This is a genomic window from Apibacter sp. HY039 (assembly GCF_004023655.1).
GTDB classification, from domain to species: domain Bacteria; phylum Bacteroidota; class Bacteroidia; order Flavobacteriales; family Weeksellaceae; genus Apibacter; species Apibacter raozihei.
Genome location: NZ_SAYM01000005.1, coordinates 37584 through 58134, shown reverse-complemented (window position 1 = coordinate 58134; position 20551 = coordinate 37584). Strand labels below are relative to the sequence as shown.

Annotated in this window: 19 protein-coding genes; 9 read left to right on the top strand and 10 right to left on the bottom strand. The window is 32.0% G+C overall.

All coding sequences use genetic code 11. From position 1 onward, the window contains the following. Nucleotides 1-8: 8 nt before the first annotated feature. The 5 genes from EQ921_RS10895 to rsfS all read right to left on the bottom strand — a co-directional run bounded on the left by EQ921_RS10895 (nucleotide 9) and on the right by rsfS (nucleotide 4596). Nucleotides 9-662: a phosphatidylserine decarboxylase family protein gene (locus EQ921_RS10895; RefSeq protein ID WP_128151676.1), complete on the bottom strand. Its 654-nt coding sequence runs from the start codon at nucleotides 660-662 to the stop codon at nucleotides 9-11. Continuing rightward, nucleotides 659-1522 carry a phosphatidate cytidylyltransferase gene (locus EQ921_RS10890; protein WP_128151674.1) on the bottom strand — a complete coding sequence of 288 codons (864 nt, stop codon included), beginning with the start codon at nucleotides 1520-1522 and terminating at the stop codon, nucleotides 659-661. Before EQ921_RS10890 ends, EQ921_RS10895 begins: the two co-directional genes overlap by 4 nt. Before the next feature lie 10 nt (nucleotides 1523-1532). Then, nucleotides 1533-2099: a hypothetical protein gene (locus EQ921_RS10885; RefSeq protein ID WP_128151672.1), complete on the bottom strand. Its 567-nt coding sequence runs from the start codon at nucleotides 2097-2099 to the stop codon at nucleotides 1533-1535. Between the two features lie 110 nt (nucleotides 2100-2209). After that, nucleotides 2210-4183 carry an ATP-dependent zinc metalloprotease FtsH gene (ftsH, locus tag EQ921_RS10880; protein WP_185144515.1) on the bottom strand — a complete coding sequence of 658 codons (1974 nt, stop codon included), beginning with the start codon at nucleotides 4181-4183 and terminating at the stop codon, nucleotides 2210-2212. A 41-nt stretch (nucleotides 4184-4224) separates the two neighbouring features. Beyond that, nucleotides 4225-4596, bottom strand: coding sequence for a ribosome silencing factor (rsfS, locus tag EQ921_RS10875; RefSeq protein WP_128151670.1), 372 nt, complete (start codon nucleotides 4594-4596; stop codon nucleotides 4225-4227). A gap of 116 nt (nucleotides 4597-4712) precedes the next feature. Here rsfS and EQ921_RS10870 point away from each other — a divergent pair, with 116 nt between their 5' ends. The 5 genes from EQ921_RS10870 (at nucleotide 4713) to EQ921_RS10850 (ending at nucleotide 8788) form a co-directional block, all read left to right on the top strand. Continuing rightward, nucleotides 4713-5408, top strand: a complete 696-nt coding sequence (locus tag EQ921_RS10870; protein ID WP_128331678.1) for a biotin--[acetyl-CoA-carboxylase] ligase — start codon at nucleotides 4713-4715, stop codon at nucleotides 5406-5408. Nucleotides 5409-5525: 117 nt separating this feature from the next. Beyond that, entirely contained in the window at nucleotides 5526-6908 is a 1383-nt protein-coding gene (locus tag EQ921_RS10865) for a tetratricopeptide repeat protein (protein WP_128331677.1), read from the top strand. A gap of 30 nt (nucleotides 6909-6938) precedes the next feature. Then, nucleotides 6939-7571 carry an ACP phosphodiesterase gene (locus EQ921_RS10860; RefSeq protein ID WP_128151664.1) on the top strand — a complete coding sequence of 211 codons (633 nt, stop codon included), beginning with the start codon at nucleotides 6939-6941 and terminating at the stop codon, nucleotides 7569-7571. Then, nucleotides 7568-7969, top strand: a complete 402-nt coding sequence (locus tag EQ921_RS10855; RefSeq protein WP_128331676.1) for a thiol-disulfide oxidoreductase DCC family protein — start codon at nucleotides 7568-7570, stop codon at nucleotides 7967-7969. Before EQ921_RS10860 ends, EQ921_RS10855 begins: the two co-directional genes overlap by 4 nt. Before the next feature lie 456 nt (nucleotides 7970-8425). Beyond that, nucleotides 8426-8788 carry a DUF4260 domain-containing protein gene (locus tag EQ921_RS10850; RefSeq protein ID WP_128331675.1) on the top strand — a complete coding sequence of 121 codons (363 nt, stop codon included), beginning with the start codon at nucleotides 8426-8428 and terminating at the stop codon, nucleotides 8786-8788. On the opposite strand, the gene EQ921_RS10845 is transcribed toward EQ921_RS10850, so the two are convergent. Both EQ921_RS10845 and dgt read right to left on the bottom strand, forming a co-directional pair. After that, complete coding sequence (locus EQ921_RS10845) at nucleotides 8785-10932, bottom strand: DNA mismatch repair protein MutS (RefSeq protein WP_128331674.1); 2148 nt, start codon at nucleotides 10930-10932, stop codon at nucleotides 8785-8787. The two genes, EQ921_RS10850 and EQ921_RS10845, sit on opposite strands and share 4 nt — an antisense overlap. A gap of 66 nt (nucleotides 10933-10998) precedes the next feature. Further along, the gene (dgt, locus tag EQ921_RS10840; RefSeq protein WP_128151656.1) at nucleotides 10999-12372 is read right to left on the bottom strand and encodes a dGTP triphosphohydrolase; all 1374 of its coding nucleotides are present in this window, start codon (nucleotides 12370-12372) and stop codon (nucleotides 10999-11001) included. Nucleotides 12373-12548: 176 nt separating this feature from the next. Between dgt and EQ921_RS10835 the strand changes: the two genes are divergently transcribed. The 3 genes from EQ921_RS10835 to EQ921_RS15020 all read left to right on the top strand — a co-directional run bounded on the left by EQ921_RS10835 (nucleotide 12549) and on the right by EQ921_RS15020 (nucleotide 13842). Next, complete coding sequence (locus EQ921_RS10835; RefSeq protein ID WP_164875629.1) at nucleotides 12549-12983, top strand: MarR family winged helix-turn-helix transcriptional regulator; 435 nt, start codon at nucleotides 12549-12551, stop codon at nucleotides 12981-12983. Next, nucleotides 12983-13498, top strand: coding sequence for a GNAT family N-acetyltransferase (locus tag EQ921_RS10830; RefSeq protein WP_128331672.1), 516 nt, complete (start codon nucleotides 12983-12985; stop codon nucleotides 13496-13498). The genes EQ921_RS10835 and EQ921_RS10830 overlap by 1 nt, the downstream gene beginning before the upstream one ends. A gap of 107 nt (nucleotides 13499-13605) precedes the next feature. Further along, nucleotides 13606-13842: a cysteine-rich CWC family protein gene (locus EQ921_RS15020; RefSeq protein WP_128153324.1), complete on the top strand. Its 237-nt coding sequence runs from the start codon at nucleotides 13606-13608 to the stop codon at nucleotides 13840-13842. A 47-nt stretch (nucleotides 13843-13889) separates the two neighbouring features. On the opposite strand, the gene EQ921_RS10820 is transcribed toward EQ921_RS15020, so the two are convergent. From EQ921_RS10820 to EQ921_RS10810, 3 genes are all read right to left on the bottom strand, one after another. Further along, complete coding sequence (locus EQ921_RS10820; protein ID WP_128331745.1) at nucleotides 13890-15557, bottom strand: formate--tetrahydrofolate ligase; 1668 nt, start codon at nucleotides 15555-15557, stop codon at nucleotides 13890-13892. A 126-nt stretch (nucleotides 15558-15683) separates the two neighbouring features. Next, a complete protein-coding gene (locus tag EQ921_RS10815) occupies nucleotides 15684-18149 on the bottom strand; it encodes a TonB-dependent receptor (RefSeq protein ID WP_255424483.1) in 2466 nt (821 codons plus the stop codon). Beyond that, the gene (locus EQ921_RS10810) at nucleotides 18112-19776 is read right to left on the bottom strand and encodes a M23 family metallopeptidase (RefSeq protein WP_128331671.1); all 1665 of its coding nucleotides are present in this window, start codon (nucleotides 19774-19776) and stop codon (nucleotides 18112-18114) included. The genes EQ921_RS10815 and EQ921_RS10810 overlap by 38 nt, the downstream gene beginning before the upstream one ends. 281 nt (nucleotides 19777-20057) lie before the next feature. Between EQ921_RS10810 and EQ921_RS10805 the strand changes: the two genes are divergently transcribed. Next, on the top strand, nucleotides 20058-20525 hold the full coding sequence (locus EQ921_RS10805) for an energy transducer TonB (protein ID WP_128331670.1): 468 nt from the start codon (nucleotides 20058-20060) through the stop codon (nucleotides 20523-20525). Nucleotides 20526-20551: the final 26 nt, after the last annotated feature.

Sequence of the window (20551 nt, the reverse complement as noted above, 5' to 3'; positions counted from 1 at the left end):
AAAATCTATTATTTTAATCTGGCTATAACCCTTTTTCCTCCATCAGGTATTACATCACCTACTTTAACTAAAATTTCTGTACCTAATGGAAGAAAAACATCCATTCTTGAACCGAATTTTATAAAACCAAATTCTTTTCCTGCATTTGCTGAATCATCTATTTCAGAATACATCACAATTCTTCGTGCCAAAGCCCCTGCTATTTGTCTGAATAAAACTTTTTGACCGCCCGGGTTTTCAACCACTACAGTAGTTCTTTCATTTAATTCAGATGATTTTTCATGCCATGCTACCAAAAATTTACCCGGATGATATTTTTTAAATATAACTTTACCAGTTACAGGATATCGACAAACATGTACATTCAAAGGAGACATGAAAACCGAGACCTGAATGCACTGAGCCTTTAAGAATTCTTTTTCATAAACTTCTTTAACAATGACTACTTTACCATCAACCGGTGCAATAATTTCATCAGTTTGGGCATCGTATTCTCTTATTGGATTCCTAAAGAACCAAATGACAAGACCTAAAATTACCGCTAAAGGAATTATTATTAATAACGCCCAGCAATGAATAAAATAGTAAGAAAATCCGCTTATTAATAAAAATAATAAAACACTTACAGTAATTATAGTTTTTCCTTCTCTGTGAAATCTCATAAAATGGTAATTATTAAATAATAAGCAAATATGGCGGGAATACAAAATATAAAGCTATCTAACCGATCTAAAACACCTCCATGCCCAGGCATAAGGTTTCCGGAATCTTTAACTCCAAACATTCGTTTTAACTTTGATTCTGCTAAATCTCCTATTGGGGCAAATATAGCAATTAATAAACTAATTATTATCCAATTTCCTCTTAAATCAGGATATATTGAATTTATAATAAATCCGGAGATACAGGTAAAAACAATTCCTCCCAATAAACCTTCAATTGATTTATTAGGTGATATTTTCGGTGCCAGCTTGGTTTTACCAAACTTACTTCCTACTAAATATGCAAATGTATCGCTGATCCAAATAAGAAGAAAAACATAAAATATTTCGGGAGTTAACGGACTGGTACTATTGGGAATAACTAAACTAAAACTAAAAGGGAGACCTATATAAATGGCTGAAAAAATGAGTTTAGCACTATCTGTAGAAAGTTCATTTGAAAATCGAAAAAGCGTGGTAACTGACATAAGAAACAGCAATAACATTAAAACATGCTTTAGATAAAGGTTACCAAAACTAAAACTATTCCAAAAAAAATCTTTTGAAAACATATAATAAATGATGCCTGCCAGGCCAAAAGACAGTATCTGATACAAAATGGAAGAAAATTTAAGCATTCTTGTAGTTTCCCATAAACATCCTAACAAGAAAAAACTCATCAATCCATATAAAAAATAGTAGGATGGAATTTTAATATCTAAAAATAAATAAAGTAAATCTGACAAATAATTAGTAGTGCAAAGAAAAATTATTAACACATACACTAAACCGGATAAAGACCGTACAATTAAAGTTTTCACAAAATTTTATTTATAATTTTTCTTCAACTAATAGTAAAAATATTTTTTTCGCCGTAGAAGAACTACTAAACCCCTGTACCTGATTTCCATGGATTGAGGTTATATTGGAAGGTATATTTTCTTTTTTATTAAATCTGATTTTAGCGAGTCCTGCGCTCGACGAACTAATGATTTGATTGGGGTGAGCCCAAACAATAATTTTCTGAGGCATATCGGATTTTTTCAGATACTGGGTTTGATCTGACGAGACCATAATTGAGCCATCAAGTGCAACTAAAAATTCACAGTTTATAAAGGCTATATCTTGTTTCCCGGAACATTGTGAAGTATAATTACAGTCTAATACGTTTACCAAAGAAATTAATTGTTTATCTACGCACAATATTTCACTGATATCTTCATTAATTAAAACTTCCTGCAGATGCTGAAGGGCTTCTTGTTTTGTTTCACAGTAAAAAAACATTCCTCCTCCTTCTTTAAACCTTTTAGTAAAAACAACATCTTCTTCTTCATTAAAATCTAGTTCCTCAGGATATTCTTTTTTTTTCTTTCCAAATATTTTATCAAGAAATCCCATTCTTTAATTTTAAGTTAAAAACTAAAATATTTTATATTCAAATATATAAAAAAAACAGCACAATTACATACAGAATCTCAATCAGTATCAATTGTGCTGTTTAATTATCTTTATTCAGTTTTTTCCTCTTTTTCTTCTTCCTCAATTATTTGTTCGGAAAACGTTTCTTCACCAAACAATCTTTTACCAAAAACTTCTTCCAGGTCTTCTTTAAATATAACTTCTTTTTCAAGGAGCTTATTGGCTAAACTGGTAAGTTTATCTTTATTTTCTGTTAATATCTGAATCGCTCTTTTATATTGAATTTCAATAATTTTTGATATTTCTTTATCTATAGTTTCTGCTGTTACTTCTGAATAAGGTTTGGTAAACCCATATTCATTACCTGAACTATCATAATAAGATATATTCCCTATCTGATCACTTAATCCATAAATAGTAACCATAGCATTTGCTTGCTTAGTCACTCTTTCTAAATCAGATAAGGCTCCGGTAGAAATATTACCAAAAATAACTTCTTCAGCTGCTCTTCCACCTAAAGTAGCACATATCTCATCCTGCATTTGCTCTGTAGTTGTCAGTTGTCTCTCTTCCGGAAGATACCAGGCAGCTCCTAATGATCTTCCTCTCGGAACTATAGTAACTTTCAAAAGCGGAGCTGCATGCTCAACCATCCAGCTAATTGTAGCATGTCCGGCTTCATGAAAAGCTACTCTTTTCTTTTCATGAGGTTTTATCACCTTATTTTTCTTCTCAAGACCTCCAATAATTCGGTCTACAGCATCAAGGAAATCTTGTTTACCTACATTCTCCTTATCTTTTCTGGCTGCAATAAGTGCTGCCTCGTTACATACGTTTGCTATATCAGCACCACTAAAACCTGGTGTTTGCTTAGCTAAAAACTCTATGTCTAAATCTTCTTCAAGTTTTAACGGTTTTAAATGAACCTGAAAAATTTCTTTTCTTTCATTTAAATCAGGCAAATCTACATAAATTGAACGATCAAAACGTCCCGGGCGCATCAGTGCCTTATCTAATATATCTGCACGGTTAGTAGCTGCTAAAACGATAACACTTACATCGGTCGAAAAACCATCCATTTCAGTCAATAACTGATTTAAAGTATTTTCTCGTTCATCATTTGAACCTGTAAAATTGTTTTTACCTCGAGCTCTACCAATGGCATCAATTTCATCAATAAAAATAATTGATGGTGATTTTTCTTTAGCCTGACGGAACAAATCTCGTACTCTGGAGGCTCCTACTCCCACAAACATTTCAACGAAATCTGAACCTGAAAGTGAAAAGAATGGAACTTTAGCTTCTCCTGCCACTGCTTTGGCTAAAAGGGTTTTACCTGTTCCCGGAGGACCTACAAGTAAAGCACCTTTCGGAATTTTGCCCCCTAATTTGGTGTATTTTTTTGGATTTTTAAGAAAGTCTACAATTTCTTCAACTTCCTCTTTTGCTCCTTCAAGACCTGCCACATCTTTAAATGTAACTCTCATATTGTCATTTTCATCAAAAAGCTTTGCTTTGGAACGGCCAATGCTAAAAATTTGTCCGCCACCACCTGCACCTCCTCCTGCCATTCTTCTGAAAAGAAAAAACCAGATTAGTGCAAAGAATAATATGGGAAGTAAAAGCTGTATAAATATTCCTCCCCAAGGACTTGGATTCTGAAATTCCAAGTTAGTCTTTAAGTTGAAATTGACTTTATCTTCATTGAATCTTTTTTCAAATAGTTGTTTATCCCCTGCTATGAATGAATATTGCGGACTGTCAGACATTTGACTAAACATACCAATTCCCTGATTATTATTTTTATATACTTCAGGATTTTTCATAGCCTCAGGAGTAAGGTAAACTTTGACCTCTGAGGACTCATTTACAAATACAACTTTATTTACATATCCCTTTTCAAGATATGTAAAAAATTTTGCTGAATCTATTTTGGCGTCGTTACTTGAAAATAAAAATTCATTTGAAAGTAACAAAACAGCAAAAATGATTAATATACCGTAAAACCAGTTAAATGAAAATGGTTTATTTTCCTTTTTCTTTTTATTGTTGTTTGTTTCCAAGATTTAATAAATTGATTTTTATTGGATTAATTTTTTATTAGTTAGTCTGCATTGGGAATCCTGGTCACTTCTACATCCCCCCATAAGTTTTCCAAATCATAATAATCTCTAAACTCAGGCTGAAAAATATGAACCACAATTGATACATAATCCATAAGCACCCACTGCTGATTATCTAATCCTTCAACATGCCATGGTTTTTCCCTTAATTGTGTTCGGACAAATCTTTCTACAGAATTAGCAATAGCAGAAACCTGAGTATTTGTTCCTCCTGTACAGACAACAAAATAATCTGTAATTGTATTCTCTAATTTCGTAAAATCTAAAACAGTTATGTCATATCCTTTAACCTCTTCTATACCTTTTATTATATTTTCTAATAAAACTTTTTTGTCAATCTGTGTCTCTGCCATCTATATTTTTTACTATATATAATTTTTATGTTAAGTTATGCAAAAATAATCATTTTACATATTAGTTTAATTTTATTTCAATAATTTTAACACCTGTTAAAAAGATTTCAAAACTTATGCCACTACAGTATTTTGACGAAATTAACTCAACAAATGAATATATACGCAATAATATATACGAATTTAAGGAAAATTTTTCTGGTATATTTACCTTTAATCAGCTTAGGGGAAAGGGACAACGAGATTCTGAATGGATATGTGAACCAGAAAAAAACATAGCTCTGACATTTTGTCTTTCAGATCCATTTATCTCAATAATAAACCTTAGTTTCTGGGTTGGATTAATTAGCTGTGATTTTTTAGAAAAAGAATCCGGATTATCTGCCAGTATAAAATGGCCCAATGACATTATTATCAGGAAGAAAAAAATATCGGGCATACTTATAGAAAAAACTCAGGATACTTTTATTATAGGAATAGGCATCAACATTATGCAATCTACTTTTGATTCGCTTAGCAGTGCAACTTCACTAAATTTACTGACAAATAAGAATTACAACCTTGTCAATTTGACTGAAAAGTTATATTTACATTTTCAAGAACACTACTCTCTTTTATTTGAAAATAAATGTCTTTTAGAAAAATATAATTTAAAATTATTTGGCAGAAATAAAGTGATGACTTTTTCCCTAAACCAGAAACAGCATAATGGTATTATTGAAAAAGTCACCGAAGATGGTCTGTTATGTGTAAATATTGAAAATATGGGAACAAAATTATTCAGAAATAAAGAAATAAAATTTTTGTATTAATACGAAATTAATAAATGTTAGATTATTGTGAATAAGTAAAATATCAGAAAATATATATTTATTTTTTTTTTTCTAACTTTACATAGTTTTAATTAAAATTACAATACCTTTTTTTTCGTGGAAGATTTTTTTGACAATGAATTAGTTAACAGGTTTGAAGACATGCTTGATAAAAATGAATCGGTTTATTTTGAATCTGATGAGTTTTGTGAAATTATATCTTTCTATCTGGATATTTATGATTATGAATATGCTCTAAAAGCACTGGATATAGCATTTGCGTTATACCCAGCTAATATAGATTTAAAAATTAAACAGCTGGAATATTATGTAGGTATTGAAGATTTACATAATTCCTTTACGCTTATCGAGGAGCTAAGAGATCTTTGCTATACAGATACTGATTACCTCATCGCTACAGCTCGTTACTGGTCATTAAGAAAACTTCCGTATAAAGCTATCGATTTTTATAATCTTGCTTTGGAAAATGAAGAAGATGAAGATTATATTTTTAACTGTTTGGGAAATGAATATCTGGAAATTAATGAACCCGGACTAGCTTTATCTTCCTATAAAAAAGCTCTGGAATATAACAGCAAAGATGAGTATTCTTTATTCTCTTGTATCCATTGTTTCGAGGTTCTTCATCAAAACAGAGAATGTATTGCTTTTCTTAAACAATATATAGATATTAATCCATATTCAGAAGAAGCCTGGTTTCAGTTAGGATTGCAGTATCTTAATCTGAACCGTTATGAAAAAGCTCTCTATGCTTTTGACTATGTTATCATAATCAATCAAAAAAGCATTGCCGGTTATACTCAAAAAGCATTTTGTTTTGAAAAACTAAATCAGTGGAATAAAGCAATTGAAACTTATGAGGATTCATTAGACTTTGACGATACTGCTGCCTTTACTCATTTTAAAATAGGTCAGGCATTTAACAAAATGCGAAAAAGTATTCAGGCTTTAAATTCGTTTCAGAAAGCGGTTAAAGAAGACCCTCAGTTTGATAAGGCTTGGTTTGAAATATCGAATATTCACGATTCTTTGGGCAACAATGAGGATGCTCTTTTTTATATAAAAAAAGCATTGGATATAGAATCCAAAGATGTTAATTACTGGAAAAAGTACGCCTATCTTAATATTCAGTCCGGAAGATATGAAGAAGCTTCAGATTCATTCGAAATCATTGTTGAGCTTGAACCCAATCATTTTCATAACTGGCTGGCTTATTCAGAATTATTAATTAGTTTAGGAGAATATTCCAAAGCTGCAGAAATATTGCATAAAAGCTTTAAAAACTTTAACCGAGCTGAACTTTATTACCAATTAGGGAACTGTTATTTCCTTATGAAAAATCTGGATAAAGGTGAACATTTTTTAAAAATGGCATTAAAATTGAACCCGACAATTAAAGAAGAAATGCAGGAAAAATATTCGATTTTCCTTAAAGATAACAGAAAGTCAAAAAACCCTGATAAAAACTTAAATATCTAACGCAAATATTTAGTCGAATTAATAGAAAAAATGAACATAGTTGCCCATCAATTGCTTTCGTATAACATACCGGATATACAAGTCGGTAATATTTTGGGTGAAATTGTTCGTGGTAAAGATTATCAGAATTATCCTCCCACTATATCCGCCGGAATTCTACTTCATAGAAATATTGATTCTTTTACTGATTTTCACCCTATAGTTAAAGAAACTACCAGTATTTTTCATGAGTCTTACGGTAAGTTCGCACCTATTATTACTGACGTTGTCTATGACTATTTTTTAATTAAAAACTGGCATTTATTCTGTGATATTGAGTTTGAAAAGTTTAAAAAATCCTGCTACGATTTAGTACAGTCTAAAGAACTTCTTTTTCCTACCCGTCTTAATGACATTTTAAAATTACTTATTCAAGACGACTGGTTTGAAAAATACAGAACTTTTGAAGGTATTGAATGGACTCTTTATAATCTGAGTAAAAAATCAAAATTTCATTCTAATATGAGTAATTCTCTTAAGGAAATATACTTACAGGAAAAAAATATAGAAAGACAATTTATGCGATTTTATCCTCAACTTCAGACATTTTGCAGGGAATTTATTCTTAAACAGGTACCCGAATATAAAAAATTAATTAAAAGAAACAGTCCGAAACGTTTATGAGTTTTTCAATAATTTTTTTTGACGGAGTGTGTAATTTGTGCAATTCAACTATTCAGTTTCTTATAAAACAAGATGTCAATAAGCAATTTAAATTTGCATCACTTCAATCTGAAACCGGACAGAAGTTTTTACAAGAGAGAGGGCTTTCAGATAAACAATTTAATTCCATAATATTTTACGAACCTAACCAAGCCTATTATACTAAAAGCACAGCCGCTTTAAAGATAGCCCAAAAACTTGGCTTTCCTTTCAATCTTGCTCAAGTATTATACATCTTACCTTCATTTATCAGAGATTGGGGATATAGTCTTATAGCCAATAACAGATATCGTTGGTTTGGAAAGAAAGAAAGTTGTATGATTCCTACTCCGGAATCAAAAGACAGATTTTTGCCATAGTAATGTACTTTTTTAATACTTTTTTCGTATTAATCGGTTGTTTATATCTCTCTATATTTTAAATACTATACATATTCTCACTATAGCTTTTCACTTTTTTATTTCTAAATATTTAAGAACGTTTCATTTTTTTTAGCAGCACAGCTAACAAGAAATAAACTCTTTCTCCAAAATAATTTATTTAAAATATTCTATATAAATAATTATCAATAAAATTTAAAATAATATTTTTTATAAAGAAAACTATTTATACAAACCGAAAAACAATTAACTAAAACAATATATGCTTAAAATCAGTTTTATCTTATCTAAAAAGATTAAGTTATAGAAAGAAGAATTACGGAGGTTAAATTTGAAATTTTTAAAAATTAATAATCCTATATATATTATGTGCATTTTTTCTAAAGAACTAAGAAATATTATAAGTTTTTATTAGATTTGTTTTAAAATATCAAAATGAAAAATCTTTTAAAAGCAGAAGAACTTGCTCAGTTCGGTTTAGGTATCTATTTGTTTTCATTGACCGGATATTCCGGTTGGATATTTCCCTTAGTACTTTTACTTCCTGATTTATCTATGATTGGCTATCTAAAAAATGCTAAAACCGGAGCTGTACTTTATAATATTTTTCATCATAAAGGTATTGCTATATTAATTTATCTGGGAGGAGTTTATAGTAATATTTCTGAGATGGAACTTGTAGGAATAGTACTATATTCACATTCCTGTATGGATCGTTTTTTCGGTTACGGATTAAAATATTTTAAAGGCTTTTCGTATACAAATTTAGGCAAAATAGGAAAGATAAAAAATCATTAGATTTTTTCAATTTCATAAACAGAGATTTTAGTAGTAAACAGACCATAATTTAAAAAAGCAGTTTCACCCTCAATCTTGTCAATGGTTGCTGCACTCGAGCTTCCTTTAATTTTAACCCTTTTACCTTCCTTCATCCATTGGCTGGCCCTGTCTACTGTAGTACGAATTTCTTCAGCCTTAGTTTCTTCCAGCTGTTCTTTAATTTCTTCTTTTTTCAGCTCAGACTTTACTTTATTCCGTTGTTTTTTAGTCTGAATTTTTTCAACCTCCGTTACCTGTGTTTTTTTGTATTTTTCCTGCTCCAGAAATTTAGTAAAATCTTTAATAATATCCTTTTTACTTTTTCCTTTGGAATATCCTTCTATATACTTTTCAAATCGTTGTCCCAGCTGATTATACCGTGTTTCCTCGTCATATAATTTCTGAAAATTCACTAACTTTTGTTTATAGCTGTTTATAGTATTGGAAAGTTCCTTTGTTTTTTCTTCGGAATGGTCAATCTGTTTATTTAAATCTCCTTTCAGCTTTTCTACCTGATATTTTTCCTGTTGCAGACGCACAATAGTTTTATCCAGATTTACTTTATCTTTTTCAATTTTTTCACGAGCGTTCTGAATTATTTCTTTAGGAATTTTATTTTTTTCAGCCACTTCAAAAGTAAAAGAACTTCCTACCTGTCCTATCTCCAATTTGTAAATAGGCTGAAGGCTTTTCTCATTAAATAACATGGATGCATTACGGGTATGTGTAAGTTCTTCAATCCTTAATTTTATATTGGTGTAATGTGTAGTTATAATACCGTAGGATTGTGTTTCATAAAAATATTCAAGGAAAGATTCAGCTAAAGCTCCACCCAATTCGGGATCAGAACCTGTTCCAAATTCATCAATCAATAATAAGGTTTGATGATCAGACTGCTTAATTATCTGTTGCATCTTTCTTAATCGGGAACTATACGTACTTAACTGATTCTCTATAGATTGATTATCCCCTATATCAGTAAGAATTTTATTAAAAAAACCTATCCTGGATTTAGGATGTACAGGGACTAATATTCCGCTTTGAATCATAAGTTGCACCAAACCCACAGTCTTCAATGTAATACTTTTTCCTCCGGCATTAGGCCCTGAAATACATATAATACGGGTTTCTTCATCCAAAGCAAGAGTCTGAGGAATCGTAGACTTTTTCTCTCTCTTATTCGTCAAGTATAAAATAGGATGATAGGCATCAATAATATGAATTTCCTGCTTAGTAGTAATTTCCGGTAATATAGCATTCAGTTCATCTGCATATCTGGCTTTTGCCTGAATAACATCAAGCTCATAAATATATGCCTGATACTTTTCCAATAAAGGGTAGAATTCAAGAATTTTTTGAGTAAGATCAAATAGTATTTTTTCAATTTCCTTTTTTTCCTGACTAAGCAATTCTAATAATCTTACATTTGGCTGAATTACAGATTCCGGCAAGATAAAACAGATGGATCCGGTTTTAGAAAAACCTAACACTCTACCTTTAACTGATTTTTTTAAAGAGGATTTTACTGCCAATACCCGTTGATCGTCTACAACACTTTCCCTTATTTCATCTAATACACCGGTTTGAGAAAAATGAGTAACGGTTTTATCAAAATTTTCCTGAATAGCCTTTCTAACCAGTTGCATTTGCTCTCTTAGGTTTTGAAGAGTGAGGGTTGCATCATTTTTCACTTCCCCAAAACGATTAAATACCTTATTCACCAAAAGGATAATCTCTTTGGTAAATTCAATATGAGAAAGTTGTTTGTGTAAGGTAGGAAAATAATCTTTAAATTTTTCGAAGTGAACAATCAGTGAATTTATCAATTGAGATAAATTTCTGATTTTATGAAAAGAACGTGCCTCAAGTGTGAAATTTTCAATTAAAAGCATTTTAAGCTCTGTTTCAATATCATCATATTCCCTGAATGGAATTCTGTTTTCATTACTAAAACTTCCCAAATACTCATTAACGCAATAAAGATTTTCTTTTATACTATCTTTTTTGAGTGGACGAAGATTTCTAATTACCTCTTTAGCTTTTTCCGAATGACAAAAAGGTACTATTTCTTCTAGTATTTTCTGGTATTCTAATTCTTTTAATGTGTCACCTGATATCTGCATGTCTCCCTATCTCCGTGTTATACTGTTTTTTCAAATGCAAAAATAACTAATTTCTGCTTATAAATATTATAATGTCATTCCTATATCAATCCCCTTGATTTTGCGATATAAATCGGTAGCGTAATTATCAGTCATTCCAGAAACAAAGTCCAACACTCCCAGGACTCTTTCATATTCCGATTTTTCTTCATATAAATACTGACGGGGAATCAGTTTAATAGCTTTTTTTTCAAATTCCTTACGGCTTTCTTTCTCTTTAATAACCGGAGGAATAAAGTGGTTTAATAATTCATACATAACATTATAACCGGCATTTTCAATTTGTACAACAGAACGGTGATTATAAATATGCTCAACAGAAAAATCTTCTATAATTTTAATTGCCTGACATTCATTCTTGATTTGATCAAAAATGGATACTTCTAATGTTCCTGCTATAATTTTCTCAAAATTATGTTTATAAAGTTCAATAGATCTGCCAATAAGTGTTCCAATACAAACCGCCCGTAAAAAAGAAATACGGTCATTTTTATCTTCAATACCCAATAATTTCCTGCTCACTCTTTCCCATTTTTCAGCTCCCTGCATTTCGGTAATGATTTGCTGGAGCAACTCTTCACAGGTTTGTGAATTTATGAAACCAAGCCTTTGAGCGTCTTCTAAATCTATAATATTATAACAAATATCATCTGCCGTTTCTACCAGCCATACAAAAGGGTGTCTGCGGTAGATAATTGGATTTTCCTGCTCTTTCAGCATGGAGGTTTCTCTGGCTATATCTAAAAAAGTATTTTTTTCCGTCTGAAAAAATCCAAATTTTTTCCGGTGCAGTATTTTTTTATTTTTAGCGGTTGATTCGCACGGATATTTGGCTATGGATGCAAGTGTTGAATAAGTCAGCATAATTCCTCCTTCTGATTTTCCGTTTTGTTGCTGAGTCAGGACACGTATAGCATTCGCATTTCCTTCAAAATTAATAAAGTCCTGCCATTCATGATCAGAAAAATGAGTTTTCAGTTCATCCTCATTTCTGTAAAAATAGCTGGCTATTGCATCTTCACCGGAATGTCCGAATGCCGGATTACCGATATCATGGCATAAGCAGCCGGTAGAGATAACATTGTATAAACTGTGTTTAAAAAGCTCCTGAGTTTCTTTAGACATATCTGACGCATAGGCTTCAGACAAATAGGTTCCTATTTCACTTCCTAAAGAACGACCCACAGAGGCTACTTCCAGTGAATGCGTTAATCGGTTATGTACGAAAACACTCCCGGGTAAAGGAAAAACCTGAGTTTTATTTTGTAATCTGCGAAAAGAGGTTGAAAATATAACTCGGTCAAAATCTCTTTGATATTCACTTCGCGGATCAGATTTTTTATTTGTTGATTTATATTGAGTTCCGGTACGTTTATCCGAAAATAATTTATTCAAATCCATTATATCCTAGTATGGCTCAAAGGTAAGAATTTATAAAATATTTATATTATAGCTTATTATAATTATTAATCACTCATTTTATTAATAAAAAAAGCTAATGAATTAAAGATAAATTACCTTTAATAATATTCAATATATAGTTGACTTTATCAACTATATATACATATATTTACCAAGTGAAAAATAATAGTAGCATAGATAAAATTAGAAGTTTCAATAGATTTTATACCGGATTCATAGGACTTCTAAATAAAAAACTAATTTATAGTAATTATACATTACAAGAGGTTCGTGTATTGTTTGAAATAAATTGTACCACTTATATTACTGCAAAACAAATCAGAGAAATGTTGCGTATGGACAAAGGATACTTAAGCCGAATACTCTTGAAGTTTGACAAATTAGGAATTTTAAAAAAAGAAATTGATATTACAGATGGCAGAACCTACAAGTTATCATTAACTCAAAAAGGAAAATTAGAATTTTCTAAATTAAATCAAGCAAGTGAACTCCAAATTATGTCATTCTTATCTAATTTAGATGAGCAGGATATTTGCATGCTCACCAAAAATATGGAAAATATTCAAAATATACTTTTAAAAATAAAGTAATGAAAGAATCAAACAATATCTTAATAAGAACTGATATAAAACCTGGCGATTTGGGTTATATCATGTATAGGCATGGTATATTGTACAATAAAGAATATAATTATGGTTTATCATTTGAGACTTATGTTGGATCAGGACTTTATGAATTTTCTCAAAATTATGATCCGGCATTAGATCGAATTTGGTTCTGCGAGTCTGATAATAATATTATAGGTTCCATATTACTAATGCACAGAGCTAATAAAACAGCGCAACTTCGTTATTTTTATCTTGAACCTGAGTGGAGAGGAATAGGCTTAGGTAATAAACTGATGAATTTGCTGATTGACTTTGCTCATAAATGTGGTTATAATTCAATTTACCTTTGGACAACCCATGAATTAAATTCAGCTCATAAATTATATAAAAAATTTGGTTTTAAATTAACTGAAGAAAAATTTTCAAATGATTTTGGTAAATCTCTTATTGAACAACGACATGATTTAATCCTAGAAAATGAAATAAAAAATAATTAATTAGCTCAAAACAATTTAATGATATCAGTATTAATCCGTTTTCTTTCTACTAGCATTTTAATTATAAAAAAACTACATTTAATAATTTGATTGAAATATTCATAAAGATGGCTAAACATGAAATTAAAATATGTCCAAAATGTAACAAACCTTTTGAATGTAAAGTCGGTTCACCAGAGCTTTGTCAATGTTCTCGCATACAACTCAATCATGATGAAAGAGATTACATACAAAAATTATATGAAGATTGTTTGTGCATTTCCTGTTTGCATGACTTAAAAGCACACTATCATTACAATGTATTTAAGGAGAAACTAAAAAAAATTAGCAGCCTGTTTAGTTAACAACAAAAGTTATAAAAACTCGATTTGTCAACGTCCACATGATACTCTTAACTTAATCCCTCAATTTGACCGTTTATTAAATCAATTTTTAATGCTTGAGGAGTTTTCGGAAGACCCGGCATTCTCATAATATCTCCTGCTATAGCCACAATAAATTCAGCTCCGCGATTAATTACTATATCATTGATTTGAAAATTAAATCCTTTACTAACACCAAAGGCTTGCGGATCTGAAGAAAAAGAATATTGAGTCTTTGCAATACATACGGGAAAAGTCTGCATATCTGATTCCTGAATTTTTTTAATTTTTTTAATCGCCTCTTTATGAAATGAAACCGTTGAAGCTTCATAGATATTTTTTGCTACCTTGGTTATTTTTTCCTGAATGGAATCTTCATCAGGATACATAAAGTTGATAGCTCCCGAAGGATACTTATCGATAGTTTTTACAACTAGTTCGGCTAACTCTTTAGCTCCTTTTCCTCCTTCTGAATAAGAATTATTAATTGCAAAGCCAATATTTCTTTTTGTACAAAATTCTTTAATAATAGCTATTTCCTGTTCAGTATCGGTTTGATATCGGTTAAAAGCCACAATAACAGACTGTCCGAACAATTGTAAATTTTCAATATGTTTTTTTAAATTTTCCAGTCCCTGGATCATGCCAACAATATTTTCCTCTTTTATATTTTGCAAAGGGACTCCACCATGCATTTTCAGCCCCTGACCTGTAGCAACCAAGACTGTGAGTTTGGGACTTAGTCCGGATTTTCTGCATTTGATATCAAAAAATTTTTCTGCTCCCAAATCCGCCCCGAAACCAGCTTCCGTGATCACATAATCTCCATAGCTCATAGCCATCTGAGTAGCAATTACAGAATTGCATCCATGAGCAATATTTGCGAATGGCCCTCCATGAACAAAAGAAGCTGTATTTTCAGTAGTTTGTACTAAATTAGGATTTAATGCATCTTTTAAAAGTACCGTGATAGCTCCTGCAACTCCTAAATCTTTAACTGTAAACATCCTTCCATCTGCTCTATATCCTAACAAAATGTTTTCAATACGCCTTCTTAGGTCTTCGATATCGTTGGCTAAACATAAAATAGCCATAATTTCAGATGCAGGTGTAATATCAAATCCGGATTCCTGAGGAACTCCATTTGATGCCCCTCCTAAACCAGTAACAATATTTCTAAGAGCTCTGTCGTTAACGTCCAGAACTCTTTTCCATAGCACCTCTTTTAATACCTCTCCAGTTCCTCGGTGTTGATAATTATAATTATCCAGCAAAGCAGTTATCATATTATGAGCAGAGGTGACCGCATGAAAATCTCCGGTAAAATGAAGATTGATATTTTCCATGGGAAGTACTTGCGCATATCCTCCTCCTGCAGCTCCTCCTTTCATTCCGAAGCATGGTCCCAAAGAAGGTTCTCTTAGTGCTACCACAGCCTTTTCCCCTATTTGGGAAAGACCTAATGCTAATCCTATTGATACTGTTGTTTTTCCAATGCCTGCCTTCGTTGGAGTAATGGAGGTTACCAATATTAATTTTGACTGTTTTATTTTTTCATCTGACTTAAGTTCCCAAGGAACTTTCGCCATATATTTACCATACGAAATCAGTTGCTCTACCGGTAAATTTATGGATTCTGCAATTTCAGTTACCGGTTTTAAAATTGTATCCCGTGCTATTTCAATATCTGAGGGAATCTTGTTCTTATTATCTTTTGTATTCATTATTTTTTCAAATGATGCTATTCAAATATACTGATTTTATCTGTTTTGGTTTTTCTGAGATTTATCATCTTATTTAATGCCCACAGCTTAACGAGCGGATTAAAATCGGGCATTTAATTTCAGATTAAAAAATCTCCCCGTTAATTTATTGGGTACGGCATAATAGAGAGTTCTTTCAGTATTTAAATCCCGAATCCATTGATTGCTGATAGTGTTGCGTACATCAAAAACATTAAAGATTTCCACCCCTAAAGACAGTTCATCCCACTTATTCCATTTGCTTCCTTTACTGGGTTTATTCAGCTTTTGATCTACAAACACATAAGTAAGACCAACGTCTGCACGTTTATAAGCAGATAATGTGCTTTGATAAGTGTATGGATCTGTAAATAAAGGGGCACCATTAGGCAGTCCCGAAGCATAAACCAGATTGACGCTTGCTTTTAACTGAGGGTATTTTTTCATATAATCCTGAAAAAACAGCCCTACTTTAAATCTGGGATCAGTAGGTCTGGGAATATATCCCCGTCCATCTATATTTTCCTCTGTTTTTCCATATGAAACGGAAAGCCATGATTCTGCTCCCGGAACAAATTCTCCGTTTAATCGAGCATCAATACCGTAGGCATATCCTTTAGAGTTATTTTCTCCTGTATAGATAATCCTTACATTATCTACAAAGTAGGGAATAAGATCATCCAGCTTTTTATAATATAGTTCCGTGGTCAATTTGAAAGGGCGTTTATTAAACATTTTAAATTCAAAGTCATTCCCTAAAACAAAATGAAGGGAACGTTGTGATTTTATATTTTTATTTAAAGAACCATCCAGTCTGAGAGCTTCTTTATAAAAAGGAGGCTGATAATACAAACCGGTAGCAAATCGGAAAAGCATATCTAATTCCCAGTCAGGTTTTACTGCTATTTGAGCTCTTGGACTCCAATTGGTTTCCTGATTATAATCCCAATGAGTGGCTCTTACACCTGCATTAACTAGTACACGTGTAGTATTCCACATAAATTTGGTAGTATATTGTAAATAACCATTAAACCTGTTTGACTTTAACTCGTTGTTTGCTCCTATTCTATAATTAAGAACTAAATCAGATTCATTAAGGTTTCCCGGATCAGGAATCTGCTTTGGAATAGAGTAGCCTAGAGAGTCTATCAGCTGCCATTCGTTTTTTAAGTTTCTGATATCTTCTGCCTGATATTGCAAGCCTGCTTCAAAGGTTGAATTTATATTAAGTTTATATTTTGCCTTTAATTGTGTACCGGCAACGAGCATATCTAAATTATTTCTTCCATGATCCAACTGCCCTCCGGAACCAAATGTACTAATAGCACCTCCGGTTTCCTGATCAACTGTATGCAATATGTAAGCAGAGGCTATATCAAAAGCTTCTTCTTCTTTTGAATGAAATGCATATCCGTCCAGACTTAATGTCCATGTATCAGAAGGCCTGAACTGGAACGCCAGAGTCCCATTCATAGTCCGATATTTATCCTTTTCTTTTCCTTTATAGGCTACGTTTAATTTGATGGGCTGATTGAGTGTTCCGAATTCAACCTCCCGTGATTTAGGTATCATCTCGTAATCATTAGATGAATAATTTCCTAAAAAAGAGATATTCCATTGCTTCGATACTTTATATTGCAAAAAAGTCTGAATATCAAAATACTGAGGGTTAAAATTAGTATCTCCACTCAAAGTATTCAGTATTAAGTTTGTATTTCGATAACGTGCACCTACCAATCCGTTAAATTTTTGCTCTTTTATATCTTTTTTATCTGCAAATCCAAACGTTAAACTTCCTCCCAAAAGGCTTGCTTCCAAAGAAGTTTCCATCTTTTTGGGCCGTCTGTAATTAATATCCAGTACACTTGACATTTTATCGCCATATCTGGCTTCAAAACCTCCAGCAGAAAAATTTATGGTGGATACCATATCCGGATTGATAATGCTCATCCCTTCCTGTTGTCCGTTTCTTATGGTTAATGGCCTGTAAATTTCCACACCGTTTATGTATACGAGATTCTCATCATAATTTCCTCCCCTTACTCTATATAAAGAGCTCAGCTCGCTGGCTGTACTTACGGCAAAAGTGTTTAAGATGCCTTCCACACCAGATCCCAGAGTGGGCATATTTTGAATATTTTTTCTATCAATTTGTACCGAGGTCAAATCTCCTGATTTTCGTGTACCTGTAAAGGTTATTTCTGGAAGTTCTTTTTCTGAAAAAGTTTTCAGGATGATATCTTTATGCATATTCTCAGGAGATGCAGGCACTTTAATAATATCCGGAGAAAAGTCTGAGTGCTTGACAATTAAATTAACCTGCGTATTTTTGGGCACAGAAATAGAATAATTCCCTAACTCATCCGACAAGGTATATTTATTTGACGTTACAGATATCTTCGCCTTGTTAATGGCCTTTCCTTCCGAATCTTTTACGATTCCGGAAATAGTTATACTTTGCGCTCCAAGCATTGTTGAAAGCATTACAAGAATAAAAACCTGAATGAATTTATAATTTTTCAAAATGGGTTGTATAAGTTTGTTCATTATTAGCATTATCTGTCACACGTACTTTTACCTTATGAGTTCCCGGTTGAATACCTTCTTTGGAAAGATCGGGTATAAATAGAGAATTTTGTTTATATTCATATTCTGCCAAAATCCACTGATCATCTATAAAAACATCGTAAGTATTGATTCCCGACTGGCTATCTTTTATAAAAAAGGCCAGCCGTTTTCCTATTTTGTCAGATTTTGCCAAGGAAGGACAAGATATCTGCGGGGCAGTATTATCCAAAATTAGTGTAAATATTCCTAAGTCTTTAGGATTGGCATAGTAAATACCATTTTTATAGGTGGTATCAAGATATTCAGATTTGCCAGAGCCAAAATTAGGTTGTCTGAATATTACGTAATGTTCTGCTTGATTTTGATCCAAAACTGTCCAGTCCGGAATTATGCTCATTTCGTATTTTTTGTGCACGGGAACTGAGTTATTATGTAATTGATATTTGTTACCCGCAAGTTTTTTAAAGTCAAATATAAAATTTTCATAAAACGAATGAGTTTCAAATGTCGCGGTCAAACCATCCTTTTTTATTGAAAAAGATTTCGCAAAGTCAACCCGATTATTTTTCGAGCTTTCATTGGCTATATCCGGTAAACCGTCATATTTAAGTCCTTTTACTGTAAATTTACGTGTACTTATATTTCCTGCATAATCTCCCACTTCAATTTTAATAGTATAGTCGATTCCGGGTTTTAATTCTAAAATTCCTCTGTTTGTACTTTGTTCATACATTTGAAGAGAATTTCCCGGAAGAAGATAGGTCCGGTATATCCAGCTATTTTTTGAAACTTGTTCCGGATAGTCTATAGTAGCATTTATTGCCCTTGTTTCATCAAAGGAATGTTTATCTGCTTTAAATGTTGACAGCAATACCTCATTTGCATAGGTTTTTATAGAATAAATTCCGTTTAGGTTCGCTGAACCGCTCTGCTGATCATAAGCTTTTACTCCAAACCCTACGGCTCCGCTTGCCGAATAAGTGCCTCCTTCGGTAACCGCTCGTTTACTATAATTCCCGTCAACTTCTCCTGTGATAGGATATATCCATACTCCGTTAATTTTAGGTTTAACAGTATCAGGAATGTCAAAACCAAATAAAAAAGGGTTAAGCACCTCTTCAGTTTTAGTATCTCTTACTTCAAAATGAAGGTGAGGGCCTCCGGAACCTCCCGTATTGCCGCTTAAAGCTATAAGTTCCCCCTGGGCAACAGATAATTCTCCCGGTTTTAAATATAAATCTATGGAGTAACTTTTTTGTTTGTATTGTTCTTCTCTGGCTTTTTCTTCAATTTTATCTGCTAATGAGCTCAAATGCCCGTATACCGTAGTATAGCCATTAGGATGATCAATATAAACTGCTTTTCCGTAACCATAGGCAGAAATTTTGATTCTAGATATATATCCTTTTTGTGGAGCGACTACTTTTAAACCTGTTCGCTGCTGGGTTCTCATGTCAAGTCCTGCATGAAAATGATTTTTTCTCAATTCCGCATAATTAGCTGAAAGAGTGATTGGAATTTGTAAAGGGGAAATAAAATCTTTTGGATAATCCTGTGCAGGCAGCAGACACGTAAACCAAAGAGATATAATAACTATTTTTTTCATTTGCAAACTTTAAGCATTTTCTTAAGTTCTTCAAAAATAAGAAATTCATTTTACTTGATTTTAATTAGATGTTAATTAAGTTAAATTTATATCTTTGGTGGTAAGTAATTTGGCTTGCAATTTGTTTTCTATGGTTAAATTGAAACAAATTACCCAGGCTGATTAAGTATGTAATTCTGAAAAATTCATTTGTTTTTATTGATACTAATAAATGATTTAAAAAAATAATTATCAGGTTGATTAAAATATAATATATTGAACCCCAAATAAAATCTAAACGTATGCTCAGATCTTCTTCTCTCAAAACAGTATTTTTTATTGCTTTTCTTATGTTTATGTCCTCATACTCACTTGGGCAAAAGTCAACTCATACTACAGATGATAAAATTTTTAAACAAAATGAAGTTAGTACCAAGGCTGATTTTGAAGGAGGTTACCAGCACCTGTTATTATTTCTGTCTACTAATCTTAAATATCCGACTGCTGCTGTCAATTCAAATATTCAGGGAAAAGTTATCGTTAGATTTGTAGTGGAAAATAATGGTACAATCAGCAATATTAAAATAATACAAGACATTGGTGGAGGTTGTGGCGAAGAAGTGGTAAGAGTTTTACAAAAAACCCAGTCAAGATGGAATTCAGCAAAGCGTAATAAAAAGCGTGTACGGTCTTATTATCAGCTTAGTATTTTATTTAAAATCCCATCGGATCATTCTCAGCCTTATATAAAAAGTGAAAATTTAAATTAATTTTTCATGTGCTGTATCCATCAACT